The sequence below is a fragment of the Leucothrix pacifica genome, assembly GCF_003172875.1.
Classification (GTDB): Bacteria; Pseudomonadota; Gammaproteobacteria; order Thiotrichales; family Thiotrichaceae; genus Leucothrix; species Leucothrix pacifica.
Genome location: NZ_QGKM01000052.1, coordinates 1 through 15,707, shown reverse-complemented (window position 1 = coordinate 15,707; position 15,707 = coordinate 1). Strand labels below are relative to the sequence as shown.

The following is a 15,707-nucleotide window of genomic DNA, read 5'->3' as shown; positions in this document are numbered from 1 at the left end:
AGATCAGGCACAAATCATGGAAAAACAACAAGCAGTTCGCAACGTCATTGCTGTTTCGCTACGAGACAAAACTGCCCTGCATGCGAATTATATGCCTTTTATTAGAGGGGGGGGCTTGTATGCGATCACAGATCAGGAATTTAAACTGGGTGATACCGTTATTTTGTCAGTGAAGATAGAAGCCTTATCAAAGAAGTTTGCAATACCCGGAAAAGTGGTTTGGATGTCTCCACGACAGTCGCAAGGACAAGGCGTCGGTGTGCAATTCACTGGCCGAACTAAAGATAATGTGCGCCGTACCTTAGAAACGATATTGGGTGACTTAGCGCAAAAACCGTCGATCTACCACACTTACTAAGGCCATATTAAAGGGAGTCCGCCCCCCAAATCAAAGCATCTAAATCCTCAGGTTCATCATTATCAGGAGGTATTACTTTACCGTTCAAAAGCACAACACCCTCCGACATCAAAGATGCTTTTTGTTGTTGGTAATAGTCACTGTCGGCAGGAAAGGCAAGTGTGCCATCAGATTTAATAACGCGGTGCCACGGCAGCTTTTTATCACTTCGGCTCATCGCGCGGCTTACCATTCTGGCGTGTCTGGGATAGCCAGCTGCCTTCGCCACTTGGCCATAGCTCATGAACTGACCATAGGGGATTGATGAAACCACATCCCATATAGCCGTATCAAATTTAGCCTGAAACAGACTCACCGATTATTCCCATGCGTTCGGTGCACTTGGGTCATTAAATAATTCCTGAATTGCTTGCGACTCAGCACGCGTTGGGTTGCTCCAGCCCGCTCGTTGCATCACAGGCTTTTCTGTTAAGGACAAACCGGCTTTGACAAACGTTGGTTTAGCAGCAGGCTTAGCCAGCACTGGCTTACCCGGTTTAAAGCGGCGATTCATCACATACGCACCAGGGTTATAACTGGGTTTACTCTTGCGGGCAACGTGGCCTGCGCGAGAGCAAGCGTACCACCAGCACTTATTCTTTTTCTGGAAATACATGAGTGCACGGTATTTGGGAGCATCCTCGGCTTTTTGACCGATGTGTTCCTTAATTCCCCAGCTACCAATCCAGTTGTAATGGCGCGGTGCAGAGAAAGCAATAAATAACTTTCCGCCTTTCTTTTTCCACCCCTCCAGAAACTCATAGTACATCTTGGACATACGCTCATCTTTATTCGCCTGAATCAAATAGCGATTAGATTCATCTTCAATGCTGTGAGTCTTGTAGGCGACCAAATGTTGTCCACCTTCATAGGCGATTAGATCTGTACCATACTGGGCGGCGATACGGTTTTGTTGCTCTACGATTGCAAGAGTGCGTGGTACAGAGTAACGGTTGCTTGGAGAGCTCAATAAGGCGAATACCTCATCAACGCTATTGATACGCTTTTGAGCTTTCTGACTGGCATGGAAGTAAGGAGCAATCGCTAACGCATCGGTATGTTTGAAGGCTTCTTCATAACCCAATACCATGTGCGACATCGGTAGGTTGGTCGTCATCCCCCCCATCACACGAACCAAACGATTATTGCCCTGAAAAGCTTCTTCCCAGATCTTAAAAATTTCTACACTACGTTTTGAATAGTATTTAAAGCCACCATAAATTTTATTTGCGTCCAACCCTAAACGTTGCCCCATCTTTTGCATGTGATGGGTCTGTGAGAAAACACCGTTCCAGGTTTCATTGCTGTATTCGATATAGGCTTTTAGCTCAGGACGTAAGTGCTCACTGACGTACTCAGCATACTTTTTTACAAATTCATTATTCGCGCGATGAGGTAGGTTGAACCACGGATCAGCACCCGTCAAATTCGCTAGTTTAACCATCGCTTCCAGTGGTGCACCGCGAACCCCTTCTTTACCACCCCAAGTTGCTTTGGACAGGGTAGGACGGTTTTCCCAGACACCAAGTGGATTACGGGTGATTCCAGACATATTCATCAGGCGAATAACCCGGAAGTCCTTCATGAAATTCAAATAGTCAGGATTGAAGATAATATCTTCATGGTGTTGGGCAAATGACATGAAAGGGTTATTTGGTCCGCAATCCTTTTTAGTTTTTACTTTACGGAATGGGTTACCTTTGCAGATACCGCCCGGCATGACGATGCTGATATCACGGATGTAATTGTTTGGGTTGGATTCAACGATTGTTAAAGAGGCGCTGATTTTCTTGTCTTTCCCCGGGCGTATTTCGATAAGATCACGTCCGGGAAGTCTGCGCACCAGTCTGGCATTCACGCCATAACGAATCTTTCCCTGACCTTTGTAAAACACAGAATAAACCGTGCTTGGGATACTGTTGGCCGGATAACCTCCGATGAAACGAGTACCAGCAACACCACCATTTAGTCGTTTAGGCCAGCCGTTTTCATCGTACTCAATGTTGCCTTTTGTAATCCATGGACGCGCTTCTTCAAAAGGGAGGGCTAGTTTGAACAGGTTTATAAACGGCACACTCGAATCCATATCCATGGTTTCGTTGGTGTTGATTCCCAGTGGGGAGGTACGGTTACCGGTAAACGCTTGTGATGAAAGGCTCACACTAAAAAGCACTGCCAGCGCGATGACTGCGCGGAGGTTTATACGAATTATTTTCATGATAATGATTTTACAGTTAGCCTGAAGTCTTGCAGCTTCTGGCGTTCATCATACTTGCTGTTCGCTATCCTACCGATTGTTGGGAGTAGGATAGAAAACACGGGGTTGGATACCTATATATTCAGGTTTTTATAAGCTGTCAACCTATTAGGCGACTCATGATATAGATTAAGAAGTCTTATGTGCATTAAAAATACACAAAATAAATGATTTACAATCAATTTAATTCAGCGACGTGGTGCATTGCGTGGCCAAAATGGCTCATGCAAGTTATTCATATCAGCGACGGCAAATTCAAAGATAGAAAAACCCTCTGAACCCATTCTTAAATCACTAACCACTAACATGTTCTGCCGGTCACTTAGTTTATAGAAACCGCCTGTAAACCAGGCCAAACGGTTCGCTGCCCAATTATTAGGAATATTCTGTAGCCAATGCTTGTTGTGAGTGTAAGCATTAAAGCTCAGCGGCCCTGCTCGTCGCAGGGCATTGGCGCGAGACTCATAATAATATTGTTCATCCATGACAATGACACGCCAGAATAGGGTGTTATAACGTTCCGGAGTGACTTTGACTTGTTGGTATGGAATGTTTTGTCGTTTCAGTTCCTGATGGACATAACGTTCCACCGTAACTTTGGCGTACATACTCCACGTTAAGTAGCCACTGCTGATGATCAGGCCGATGACACTCAGCTTAGCTAGTTTAGGTTTTTTAAATAACACCCACAGTCCGGTGATCAGTAACGGAACAGTGTACAGGGGGTCGATAATAAAAATGCTGGCCCATGATTCAGGCACTTTAGGTAGCGGCCAAAACAGTTGCGTACCGTAAACAGTAAAACTATCGAGAATAGGATGAGTAATTAGGGCGAGAAACACGGCTAGTAGTAGTCTGGATTGGCTAATCACTCTAAAAGCACTGAATCGCCGCAGCAGTAACATAATGACCGGGCTGATTAAAGTAAGTACCAGTAATGAGTGACTAAAGCCCCGGTGGTAGGTGAAATTAGCCACCGCATTGCCATATTTGATTAACACATCCAGATCAGGAAGCGTGCCAAGCGCGGCTCCAAGTACGAGCGCCTTTCTTCCTAATTGACGCCCTGCGACGGCATGACAGCAGGCTGCGCCCAAAACAACTTGTGATACAGAATCCAAGATATCTCCTTTGTGATTCTTGTTATATCGCCGCTGACTTATTCAGGCTTGTCCAGCCGTAGTGAGCATGCATGATTTAGTGAGTAGTTTAAAGTTTCTTCTCAGAAGATCAATGCACAATATTCTTTAGCGCCATTCATAATATTCTTGAATTAAAACATAGCAGTACATTAGTGGATGTGTAAGAATTCCCAGCTTTATTTCTAAGCCACTTAGTCTGATGTCCTTTTTAAAACAACTCTCTCCCAAAAGCCCGAAAGATGATGTGCTTTCTGGTCTAACCGTGGCGCTAGCCTTGGTGCCTGAAGCGGTCGCCTTTGCATTGGTTGCGCAAGTTCATCCCTTGTTGGGTCTTTATGCTGCATTCATTATTGGTTTGATCACCTCAGTATTTGGTGGTCGTCCCGGTATGATTTCCGGTGCAACAGGTGCAATCGCGGTGGTACTAGTCAGTTTAGTCGCTCAACACGGTGTTGAATACTTGTTTGCGGCCGTGATCCTGATGGGTATTTTGCAGATACTGTTCGGCATGTTACAGCTTGGTAAATTCATTCGTCTGGTGCCGTATCCGGTCTTTCTGGGTTTTGTTAATGGTTTGGCGTTAGTGATTTTCCTTGCGCAGCTAAAACAATTCCAAATCATTGGAGAAGACGGCACAAGCACATGGATTGAAGGAACCCCTCTGATTATCATGTTGGTGCTGGTTGCCGCAACCATGGCGATTATTCACTTCTTACCAAAATTCACGACAGCTGTACCGTCAACATTGGTAGCGATTATTGCGCTGAGTCTGGTGGTTATCTTATTTAACGTCGAAACACGTACCGTAGGTGATATTGCTTCTGTAGCGGGTGATTTACCGACATTCCACATTCCAACCGTCCCGCTAACGTGGGAAACCTTTATGATTATTCTGCCTTATGCGGTGATTATGGCGCTGGTAGGTTTGATCGAAAGTTTGCTGACATTGAATCTGGTTGATGCGCTGACAGAAACGCGTGGACAAGCGAATCGTGAGAGTATGGCGCAAGGCTTGGCAAACTTCGTGACAGGTCTGTTCGGAGGAATGGGTGGTTGCGCGATGGTCGGTCAGAGTATCATTAACATCAACTCGGGTGGTTCTGGTCGTTTATCGGGTATCACCGCTGCGTTGGCATTGCTTGCAATCATCTTATTGGGTGCACCACTGATTGAGCAAATTCCAATTGCTGTTCTGATTGGTGTGATGTTCATGGTAGTGATCGGAACCTTCAAGTGGTCTAGCTTACGATTGTTCGGACGTGTGCCTCATATTGAATTGATTATCACCGCTATTGTTATGCTGACCACCGTACTGGCTGACTTGGCGGTAGCCGTTATTCTGGGTGTAATATTGTCTGCGCTGGTGTTTGCCTGGGATCACGCTAAAAAGATTCGGGTACAGAAATACACCAATGATGGTGGTAACACTGTCTATGAATTGATTGGTCCAATCTTTTTTGCCTCAGTGCATAACTTTCAGGAGTTGTTCCAGCCGAAAGAGGATGCACAAGATGTGATTATTGATTTCAAGCGTTCACGTGTTGCTGATCACTCTGCACTAGAGGCCGTTGATCAATTAGCTGAGCGTTATGAGAGAGCAGGTAAGCGTTTGCATCTGGTACACCTCAGCCCCGAGTGTCGTTTATTGCTGAAGAAAGCAGGTGACATGGTGGAAGTGAATGTACTTGAAGATCCGGTTTATTCGATTGCGGCCGGTTTAACCGCTGCTGAGATTGATGCCTATGAAGCTCGCAGCAAAAAGGTGTCCGCTGGTCACTAGTTCGCTCCTTTAATATGCGATGCATTGTTTTAAGGCAGTTAACTGTGAAAAGTTGACTGCCTTTTTACATGACCATCGATCGACTTTTTAAACAAGAACATGATTCATAGGATAAAGTACGACTAAAAATTACTATCATAATAATATGAATCAAGCACCTGAAATCCTGTTTGATTGTGACTCGCAATCATTAGCCAGTTTTGAACATCAACTCAAAGATATCGAACAAATAGGTGTGAAAAGCGTAACGCTGTTGGTAGCAGCGCTATATCCGCATACTTATGATGAAATGAATAGTTTCCTGCAAAGAATGCCGGTCACTGTATCAGGTGGAATATTTCCGGAAGTGATTTACCACAGCAAGTACTATAATAATGCAATTATCGCAGTGCTGTGGTTTGATGATTTACCTGTTGAAACCTTTGAAGAGGTAAGTGCATCTGGTTCCTCATTATATAAAGGTGATCTCGCCTTACCCGATACTAACCAGCGCACCAGTAGCTTGGTCTTCTCAAATGCAAAAACCAGAGCCGCCGAAGCAACGCTTGATGCATTGTATTATCGAAATGGTCAGATTACACAGTATGCGGGGGCAGGTTCAGCGTACTCTGAAGAGTGTTCTGATCCCAGCGTGATTACAAATCACGGTTTAGTGACAGATGCGATACAAATTGTGCGTTTACCGTATGTGCAACAAACGCGGGTGGGGCATGGTTGGTCGGTTTTATCAGGCCCTCACTTAGTGACGGATGCAGAAAAAAATCGTATCAAGACCTTGGATTATCAGCCGATCGCATCCTACTTCGAGGGAATTATTCGCGACAGTATGGATGATGTTGAAAGTGGCTATTCTTTGCAAAAGATGTTGCAGGAGCATCCTATTGGTATTCAGCCATATGATGAGGATATGATCGTTCGTGATATTCTCAAGTATGATGATAAGACAGATGAATTTGAGTTTATTGGTGATATCCCGGAGTTTTCGAATATATTCATACTGAAGGGCGAACAAGATAGTTTGCTGAAGTACGTCAAAGATAGTGACTGGGAGTTTAATCCTGACACGGAGTCACCTCATAGTTTGACAGTGATATTCAGTTGCATAGGGCGGCGTGTTCATATGAGTGATAAGAGTAATGAGGAACTCAATATATTATCCGATCGAATTGGCCATACCGACCGAATCATTGGCGTTTCCTCACTCGGAGAAATCGCCAGCAATGAAACCGGGCTGGCACGTTTACATAGCATGTCTTTGGTAGTGACAAATTTATGCGCGTAGCGATGAATAACACCCACCGCCTGGTCATGCTACAACATGAGTTGTTCATGGCTTTGGGCTCATCCTCTGATCCTCAAGAGATTTGTGAGCGGTTTACAATGCGTGCTATTAAAGCATTGAATCTGCGGTGTATTTATATTCTGCAAAAAGAAAATAAGGCAGTCGGGCTGATCGAGCAGCAACACCGTATTCCTATTATGGCTCCGCAGATAGAGTCACACCCTCATTTAGCGCAGTATCTTGATGCTGAGATTCCGGAATCAAACGGCTTTCTGGAAGAACGAATAGTGGGTAATTGTTATTGGTATTGTTACAAGGTTAAGAACCTTGGCTTCATGATATTGGAGCGAACAACCAAAGCGTTTGATGAGGGTCTGATAACGGCAATGAACGCCCCGATCTCCCGGTTTGGCCAAATTTATGTCGACAGAATGTTGTTTCTGCTGAACGAGCAGCAGCGCCATCAGATTAAAACCATCTCTGAAAACCTCAAAGCAGAAAAAAATAAGCTGGAACACATATTGAATGCAATCAATGACTGCGTCTTGGTACTGGATGCTGAAGGAATGGTTTATTTTGTAAACCCTACTGGTCGACGCTTGTTGGCAATTAACGATAAGAGCGGACGAAGTCAGCATTTTACCCAATACTTCCGCATACTTGACCATGAGAACTCGCAGGATATAACGCGTGAAATTGTAGAAACCTGTGAAGGTGACGGGCAGTGGTTTTACGAAAAACCTGTCATACTATCTACCACTGACAACCGTATGCACGTGGTGCGGTTAAATGTTCAAAATATGTCTAAGCTATTGGACACTTTAAAAAGTGACAATACCTATTATGTGTGCACTTTTACTGACATTACCGAGGCTTATGAACTAGAGCAGAAACTGAAATGGCGCGCGAGCCATGACCCACTCACTCAGGCTTATAACCGACGTGGTTTTGAGGACAAAATGAGTGCTTTGGTGGGCTCTAAACGCTATCTTAGCTCTGCCTTGATCTGTATGGATCTTGATCGCTTCAAGCATGTGAACGATCTTGGTGGGCATCCGGCCGGAGATGCATTGCTCCAGCAAGTGACTTCTTTGATGCAACACGAAATACGCAAAAACGATGTGATTGCTCGGGTTGGTGGCGATGAGTTTTGTGTCATTCTCAATCATTGCAAGATTGAAGTAGCGCTTAAAATAGCCGAGCGTATTCGTAAAAGAATTGATCGACTCAGGTTTAGCTGGGAAGGCAGCATTTTCACAATTGGTATTAGTCTTGGTGTTACCGAGATCAAAATGGAAGATACGGATGCGGATGCTGTTTTCCTGCGTGCTGATGAAGCGTGTTTGATGTCTAAGGAGAACGGACGTAATCAGGTAACACTTGCTGAGAACAGTCAGAGCCAGCAAGGTAGTCGCGAAGGGCATATGAACTACTTACATTGCATCAATCGCGCTTTGACCGATAGTGATCAGGATTTCCGGTTCGTCTTGTATAAACAAGCGATTATGCCTATCACTGATTCAAACAGAAAACCGCATTTGGAAATTCTGCTTAGAATTCAGAACCAAGGGAAATTAATTCCACCGAATGCCTTCCTGCCAACGGCTGAACGTAGCGGCAAGGTGAGTGAGATAGACCTTTGGGTGCTGGAAAATACGCTGAAATATTTACGCCAAAACAAAGACTACATGCTCAACGTCAATATCTCTGGCGTCACGTTAAGTGCGGCTAATAGTCGTGCCAAGCTATTCAATGTTATTTCAGAATATCCTGCAGAAGCGAGTCTGATTTGTCTGGAGATTACAGAGACATCGGCGATTACTAATCTCACTCAATGCATTGAATTTATGGAAAAGCTTAATTATCTCGGCGTTTGTTTCGCCTTGGATGACTTTGGAACTGGCGTATCATCTTTTGGTTATTTGAAGAATCTGCCGGTTAAATATTTAAAGATTGATGGCTCATTTATTCGTGATATTTGTCACAATGAAATCGATGCTATTGTGGTTCAATCCATTATTTCAGCTGCTAATGCCATGAATATCTCAACCGTCGCTGAGTATGTGAGTGATACGGATATTCTGGATAAAGTAACGCAGTTGGGTGCTGATTTTGCTCAGGGGTATTGTCTGAGTCAACCACAGCCGCTGCATGAGCAAACACTGGAGCTGGCATAACTCCCTGGAAATTCAGCAAATCCCCAGAACCTATTCCACTTACGCATGACCTAGGTCAACGCTGACACTGCTCAACATCGCATAATGAACCTGTACATTAAGCTATGCGGGTAAATGCGAATGACTCAATCCTCACAAAATACAGAATTACGCCGTTCATTGTCGTTGCCACTGGTGGTGCTTTATGGTCTGGGAGTGACGATCGGTGCGGGTATCTATGTGCTGATTGGTGCAACAGCGGGTAAAGCCGGTATTTATGCTCCGTTATCTTTTGTGTTGGCGGCCTTTGTGATGATATTCAGTGCGGCATCCATGGCTGAGTTATCGGCACGGTTTCCGGTAAGTGCGGGGGAGGCAGCCTATATTCGCAATGGTTTGCGATCACCGTTACTGGCGTTGGGTACTGGGTTGCTAGTGGTGACTTCCGGATTAATCTCCGCGGCAACGGTCAGTATAGGCAGCGCGGGTTATATTCAGTCACTTATTCATCTACCCGATGCTGTGATTATTGCGTTGGTAATTATCTGTATGGGTTTGATTGCTTTATGGGGAATCACCGAGTCAGTGACCTTCGCCGCGATATTTACCTTTGTTGAGGTCGCCGGTCTTGTTGCGATTGTTGTTGCTGCACTCTGGAATGAACCTGAAATTGTTCAGGAGATTCCGAAAGTAATTCCGTCTTTCACGGATTTTGAAGCGTTTGGCGCTATCTCAGCTGCAGGCTTATTGGCCTTTTTTGCGTTCATTGGCTTTGAGGATATCGTCAATCTGGCGGAAGAGACCAAGAACCCCAGTAAAACCATCCCATGGGCAATCTTTCTTACCTTGATCGGCGCAACCTTGGTTTATGTGGCGGTTGTTACAATTGCGGTTTTGACGGTACCCATTGACGAATTGTCAGGTTCAAATGCACCGGTGGGTCTATTGTTTGAACGTATTACCGGCGCCTCACCTTTAGTCATTACACTGATCGCTATTGTGGCGACTTTAAATGGCGTGATCATTCAGATGATTATGGCGTCACGGGTTCTCTATGGTTTGGGTAAACAGGGTTGCTTGCCTGCTATGTTTGCTAAAGTCAGCCGCCGGACACAAACCCCTGTGGTATCAACCATGATCGTCATTGTGATTATTCTGGCGCTTGCACTGGTATTCCCGATTAACTCATTGGCTGAGATGACGTCACGAGTTGCCCTAACCGTTTTTACGTTGATCAACCTGTCACTGATCCGAATAAAGTTACGGGGAGAAAAGGCTGAGGAGGGTATATTCCAGGTGAGATTGTGGGTTCCGGTACTCGGCTTTATCACTTGTGTAGGGTTTTTAGCGAGTTCATTTGTTTAAGCCCAGCTGAACCCGCTATAATCGCGCGATGAATACTCAAGCTCGCGATATCTTCTCGCACCGTAAATACTGGCCGCATAAGTTTGGCCCTGCCACAGAACTCCCCATGACCCGTGAGGAAATGGATATTCTGGGCTGGGATTCCTGCGATATCATCATTTTGACCGGTGATGCCTACGTTGATCACCCTAGTTTTGGTATGGCTATTATTGGCCGCCTGTTGGAATCTCAGGGATTTCGGGTTGGCATTATTGCGCAGCCGAATTGGCATAATGTGGAGGACTTCCAGCGCCTAGGGAAACCTAACTTGTTTTTCGGGGTAGCCTCCGGAAACATGGATTCCATGGTGAATCACTATACCTCTGATCGCAAACGTCGTTCAGATGATGCTTATACGCCAAATGGTGAAGCGGGTAAACGTCCGGACCGTGCAACTATTGTGTATTCGCAGCGTGCCAAAGAAGCCTACAAAGGCGTGCCGGTAGTTATCGGTGGTATTGAAGCCAGTCTGCGCCGAATTGCTCAGTATGATTATTGGTCGGAAAAAGTACGTCGTTCCATTCTGCCAGATTCCAAAGCAGACCTGCTGGTGTATGGAAATGCTGAGCGAGCGATTGTTGAGGTGGCACATCGTTTAGCCGGTGGCGATAAAATCACCGAGATCACTGATATTCGCGGCACAGCATTTATGCGTCAGGGTATTCCGGAAGGTTGGACGGTCATTGACTCTACCAGCATTGACGATGAAGTGTCATTGGAGCATCCGGAAGCGAATCCTTATATCGACACCACAAAGCAAAACGATTGCGAAAAAAGCAATAAAGAGGCTGTGGCGAAGATCGAAAAAGAGAATGAGGGTGCGGCGCAAGTTGTGTTCTTTGATCATCGCCCAAAGAATATCGACCGCGAAACCAGTGTGATTCGTTTGCCATCTTATGATCAGGTAGTCGAAGATAAATATCTGTATGCACACACCTCCCGCGTATTTCATCTGGAAACCAATCCGGGTAACGCTCGTGCTTTGATCCAGCGCCACGGTAAGCGTGATGTATGGCTTAATCCACCGCCAGTCCCATTGAGTATGTCGGAGTTTGATAAGGTGTTTGAACTGCCTTATACCCGTAAGCCGCACAGCGCTTATGGTGATGCGACTAACCCCGCTTACAATATGATCAAATTCTCTGTGAATATTATGCGTGGCTGTTTTGGTGGCTGCACTTTCTGTTCTATCACGGAGCATGAAGGACGAATTATCCAGAGTCGCTCAGAAGACTCGATTATTCGTGAAGTTGAAACCATCCGGGATACGGTTCCGGGCTTCACTGGTAACATTTCAGACTTGGGTGGCCCGACGGCGAATATGTATCGACTTGCGTGTAAAAGTCCTAAGATTGAAGCCTCTTGTCGACGTCTATCCTGTGTATTCCCCGGCATTTGTAGCAATCTGGATACCAATCATAAACCTCTGATTAAAGTGTATCGCCGTGCGCGGGCATTGCCGGGTATTAAGCGGGTGTTTATCGCTTCAGGTCTGCGCTATGACTTGGCGGTTGAAGATCCAGAATACGTTAAGGAGTTGGTCACGCATCATGTGGGTGGCTACTTAAAAATTGCACCGGAGCATACGGAATCTGCGCCCTTATCAAAAATGATGAAACCGGGGATTGGGACTTACGACCGCTTTAAGCAGTTGTTTGATAAGTACTCTGCTGAGGCTGGTAAAGAGCAATATTTGATTCCATACTTCATCTCGGCACATCCGGGGACGACGGATGAAGATATGTTGAATCTGGCGTTGTGGCTGAAGAAAAGTAATTTCCGTCCGGATCAGGTTCAGGCATTCCTGCCGACTCCGATGGCGCTGGCTTCTGCTATGTACCACACTGAAATTAGTCCGCTTAAGAAGGTTGACCGCCTTAAGTCTGAGCATGTGGGCAGTGTGCGTGACTCTGGTCAACGGCGTTTGCATAAAGCCTTCCTGCGTTATCATGCGCCGGAAAACTGGCCAGTAATCCGTCAGGCGTTAAAGCGTATGGGACGTGAAGAACTGATTGGTAATGGCAAGCAGCATTTGGTGCCTGCCTGGGACCCGTCTAAACCTCGTGCGAAATCCACGGGTGGAAGTGGTAGTGATTTGCATCACCGGATTCGTGGTAAGCAAGGTAGTAAAGGGCCGGTTAAAGGTAAGGGCGGTCGTGGTGGCCGTGGTAAGGGGCGCAAGGGTGGCGCGCCTGCTGGCAAAAGGTGATTTTGGGGTCACAGTAGCCGATATTAACTCCGACAATGCCACCTGCGGTGGGAACATTTTCGGAGTTAATATCGGCTACTGCTGGTTTGGGGGCTGAGAGTGGTGTTCTTTTTGGCTGCTGGCTTTCTAGGGCTTGGGCTTTGGTTTATAGCTTGCTTAGGTGGTTGGTTTTGATCCAGAGTTTTGTGCCGTGGTTTCCGGCTTGTAGGGTTGTTTGGTAGCCGCAGGGTAGGCGTAGCCATGAGTTTTTAGTTAGTTCATCGCCGGATTCCAGGCAACTTCCATTGAGGACAAAGATTTCAGCGCCACCTTCTGCGATTAGTTCAATATTAGCTCCTGCTTCCCAGTGTTCTATGCGTACATTCTCGTATTGATCTTTGTATAGGGGAGTTACTCTTACACCATCGCGATCTCTGTCGGGGATGCTGTCGATTTTGTTGGTATCGATGTGTACGAAGGTGCGGTCTTCCATGTCGAACTGACCAAGTTTGACCATGATGATACAGCCGTCTTTTGAACCGGGTTGGTGACGTGAGGTCGGTGGGTTTCTGACGTAGGAGCCAGCGGGCCAGTGGCCATAGTCGTCTTCAAATACGCCTTCCAGCACAATGAACTCTTCTCCAGTGTCATGGGTGTGTGTGGAGAAGTGACTGCCCGGTGCATAGCGGACGATGGTGGTTACGCGTACGTCGTTATCACCAACTTTATCTAAGCGACGACGCTCGACGCCTGCCATTGGTGAGTCTTCCCATGGAATATCATCACTGTGTAGCACGACGCGTTTTGAAAAATCACCATTTACATCCATTTTCCGACCTCTTTCTATATTTATCTGAGTGTTATGCTATTAAACGCGAATAATATCGCTATTGGATGCCTGATGTGTGATTTATCATGCAGTTTCTGAGTAACATTATTCTGAATTCCTAAGTTGAGGTTTGTTTGAAAACACAAGTACTGATAGTGGGTGGTGGTTTAAGTGGGTTGCACACCGCTTATCAACTGAGCCTGCAGGGTGTTGGATTTATTTTGCTAGAAGCCAGAGACCGCTTAGGTGGTCGTATATTGTCGCGTAACTGGCAGCAAGAAAAATACTCCGCAGCGAAGCCTGCTTTCGATATGGGGCCAGCTTGGTTTTGGCCCGGGCAACAGCACATTGAGCGTCTGGTACATGAGTTAGATCTTGTTGATTCGGTGTTTTATCAGCAAGAATCCGGTGATGCGATTTACGAGAATGATCAGGGTGTCATTCAGCGCGGTATCCATGGTATTTCAATGGCGGGGTCGTATCGGTTGCAGGGTGGCAATGCACAGCTCATTGCGGCTATGCAAGAAAAGCTGCCTATTGAATCTGTGATTTTAGATGCGCGGGTGAAGCAATTGAAATATCAGGGTCAAGCAGTGCAAGGGGAGGTATCAATAGACGGAGAACAGCAGTTAATCGAGTGTGAGCATGTAGTCATTGCAACGCCACCGAGGGTCGCATTATCGCATATTGACTTTCTGCCGGAGTTTGCTGAACAAAGGGTGCATGTGTTGAATAACATCAAAACGTGGATGGCAGGTCATGCCAAGCTATTAGCGTTTTATGAAACACCATTTTGGTTGGAACAGGGCTATTCCGGGGACTGTATTAGTCAACGAGGGCCCATGCATGAGATTCATGATGCTTCTCCGAAACAAGGAGGACCCTACGCATTGTTTGGGTTTATGGGTGTTCCAGCAGCGAATCGGGGTGATCAGGAGTTGTTAAGAAGTGCGGCGATTCAGCAATTGACGCGGCTGTTTGGCGATGCTGCCAGCGAGCCTTTAGATGTCTATTTTAAAGACTGGGCGAAGGATGATCTTACGGCGACGAGTTTAGATCAGAAAATGCTAACTGCCCACCCTAGCAATGATATTGAACAAGTCACTGAAGCCAGCTGGGGTCATCGATTGATTTGGTCAGGCTCTGAAACAGCAGCAAACGGGACTCGTTTTAATGGCTATCTTGAAGGCGCACTGGAAGCAAGTCACAATACGCTGGTGATACTAAATTCGAGCAATAATTAATCCAAAAAATTACCAGAAAACAAAGAATACTAATAAAGAAAAATTCTGGCTAAGTGCATTGACGCTTCGCGTTTAATATACTGACTCACTCGCCGGAATATCTCATCAAATTAAAGGTTTTATATGTCAAAAGTAGCATTAGTCACAGGCGGTAGTAGAGGCATCGGCGCAGCAACAGCTTATAAGCTTGCTGAAGAGGGTTACTCTATTTGTATCAATTACCGCAGTGATGCAGTGTCTGCCATGAGAGTGGTACAGAAAATTCAAAATAAGGGAAAAAAGGCGGTCGCCATTAAAGCTGATATTTCACAGGAAGAAGATGTGATTTGCTTGTTTTCTTTGATAGATGAACAACTCGGGCCGATTAGCTTATTGGTGAATAATGCCGGTATGTTACTCAAGCAAATGAGTATCGAAACGATGGATGCAGAGCGTATTAATCAAACCTTTCAAACCAATGTGACAGGGACTTTTCTGTGTTGCCGTGAAGCGGTCAAACGTATGTCTAAAAAACATCATGGCGAAGGTGGCGTGATTGTTAATGTATCATCGGTTGCAGCAAGGCTTGGAGCACCGAATGAGTATATTGATTACGCAGCGTCCAAGGGTGCGGTTGATACCTTGACCATAGGTTTAGCGGCAGAAGTCGCTGAGCACGGTATCCGAGTTAATGGTGTACGCCCGGGGATTATTAAAACGGAAATGCATGCCAGCGGTGGTGAGCCTGATCGGGTGAATCGCGTGAAAGAAGCCGTGCCAATGAAACGTGGCGGTGAGCCGGAAGAAGTTGCTGAGGCAATTATTTGGTTAGCATCAGAAAAGTCAGTTTATACAACGGGATCATTTATTGAAGTGGCGGGTGGCAGGTAGTCTTTGCCGTTATTGATCACGCATTCAACAGCATAAATATACAGAAAATCACATATAAACGTTTGGAGTTTTAAAATGGAAATCAGTGGTAAAAAAGCATTAGTTTTTGGTGGAACATCAGGTATCGGTTTAGCGGCAACCTCTGTACACGACAATTT

12 protein-coding genes are annotated in these 15,707 nt (G+C 45.7%); 8 read left to right on the top strand and 4 right to left on the bottom strand.

Annotated elements, in window-relative coordinates; genetic code table 11:
• The first annotated feature begins 16 nt into the window (after positions 1–16).
• Entirely contained in the window at positions 17–358 is a 342-nt protein-coding gene (locus DKW60_RS15950) for a PilZ domain-containing protein (RefSeq protein WP_109838658.1), read from the top strand.
• A gap of 7 nt (positions 359–365) precedes the next feature.
• Here the strand turns inward: DKW60_RS15950 and DKW60_RS15945 are convergent, their stop codons facing one another.
• From DKW60_RS15945 to DKW60_RS15935, 3 genes are all read right to left on the bottom strand, one after another.
• Positions 366–713: an MGMT family protein gene (locus tag DKW60_RS15945; RefSeq protein WP_219988789.1), complete on the bottom strand. Its 348-nt coding sequence runs from the start codon at positions 711–713 to the stop codon at positions 366–368.
• Positions 714–716: 3 nt separating this feature from the next.
• Positions 717–2,615, bottom strand: coding sequence for a hypothetical protein (locus DKW60_RS15940; protein ID WP_181389743.1), 1,899 nt, complete (start codon positions 2,613–2,615; stop codon positions 717–719).
• 227 nt (positions 2,616–2,842) lie between these two features.
• Entirely contained in the window at positions 2,843–3,775 is a 933-nt protein-coding gene (locus tag DKW60_RS15935) for a metal-dependent hydrolase (protein WP_181389742.1), read from the bottom strand.
• A 220-nt stretch (positions 3,776–3,995) separates the two neighbouring features.
• Here DKW60_RS15935 and DKW60_RS15930 point away from each other — a divergent pair, with 220 nt between their 5' ends.
• The 5 genes from DKW60_RS15930 to DKW60_RS15910 all read left to right on the top strand — a co-directional run bounded on the left by DKW60_RS15930 (position 3,996) and on the right by DKW60_RS15910 (position 12,627).
• Complete coding sequence (locus DKW60_RS15930) at positions 3,996–5,576, top strand: SulP family inorganic anion transporter (protein ID WP_109838656.1); 1,581 nt, start codon at positions 3,996–3,998, stop codon at positions 5,574–5,576.
• Between the two features lie 145 nt (positions 5,577–5,721).
• Positions 5,722–6,858 carry an FIST C-terminal domain-containing protein gene (locus DKW60_RS15925; protein WP_109838655.1) on the top strand — a complete coding sequence of 379 codons (1,137 nt, stop codon included), beginning with the start codon at positions 5,722–5,724 and terminating at the stop codon, positions 6,856–6,858.
• A gap of 2 nt (positions 6,859–6,860) precedes the next feature.
• Positions 6,861–9,035: a sensor domain-containing protein gene (locus DKW60_RS15920; protein ID WP_181389741.1), complete on the top strand. Its 2,175-nt coding sequence runs from the start codon at positions 6,861–6,863 to the stop codon at positions 9,033–9,035.
• A 120-nt stretch (positions 9,036–9,155) separates the two neighbouring features.
• On the top strand, positions 9,156–10,379 hold the full coding sequence (locus DKW60_RS15915) for an APC family permease (protein WP_109838737.1): 1,224 nt from the start codon (positions 9,156–9,158) through the stop codon (positions 10,377–10,379).
• Between the two features lie 28 nt (positions 10,380–10,407).
• Complete coding sequence (locus DKW60_RS15910; protein ID WP_109838653.1) at positions 10,408–12,627, top strand: YgiQ family radical SAM protein; 2,220 nt, start codon at positions 10,408–10,410, stop codon at positions 12,625–12,627.
• Between the two features lie 145 nt (positions 12,628–12,772).
• Here the strand turns inward: DKW60_RS15910 and DKW60_RS15905 are convergent, their stop codons facing one another.
• Positions 12,773–13,435, bottom strand: a complete 663-nt coding sequence (locus DKW60_RS15905; RefSeq protein ID WP_109838652.1) for a cupin domain-containing protein — start codon at positions 13,433–13,435, stop codon at positions 12,773–12,775.
• Between the two features lie 134 nt (positions 13,436–13,569).
• Here DKW60_RS15905 and DKW60_RS15900 point away from each other — a divergent pair, with 134 nt between their 5' ends.
• Positions 13,570–14,679, top strand: a complete 1,110-nt coding sequence (locus tag DKW60_RS15900; protein ID WP_109838651.1) for a flavin monoamine oxidase family protein — start codon at positions 13,570–13,572, stop codon at positions 14,677–14,679.
• A gap of 123 nt (positions 14,680–14,802) precedes the next feature.
• The gene (locus tag DKW60_RS15895) at positions 14,803–15,549 is read left to right on the top strand and encodes an SDR family oxidoreductase (protein ID WP_109838650.1); all 747 of its coding nucleotides are present in this window, start codon (positions 14,803–14,805) and stop codon (positions 15,547–15,549) included.
• Positions 15,550–15,707 lie beyond the last annotated feature (158 nt).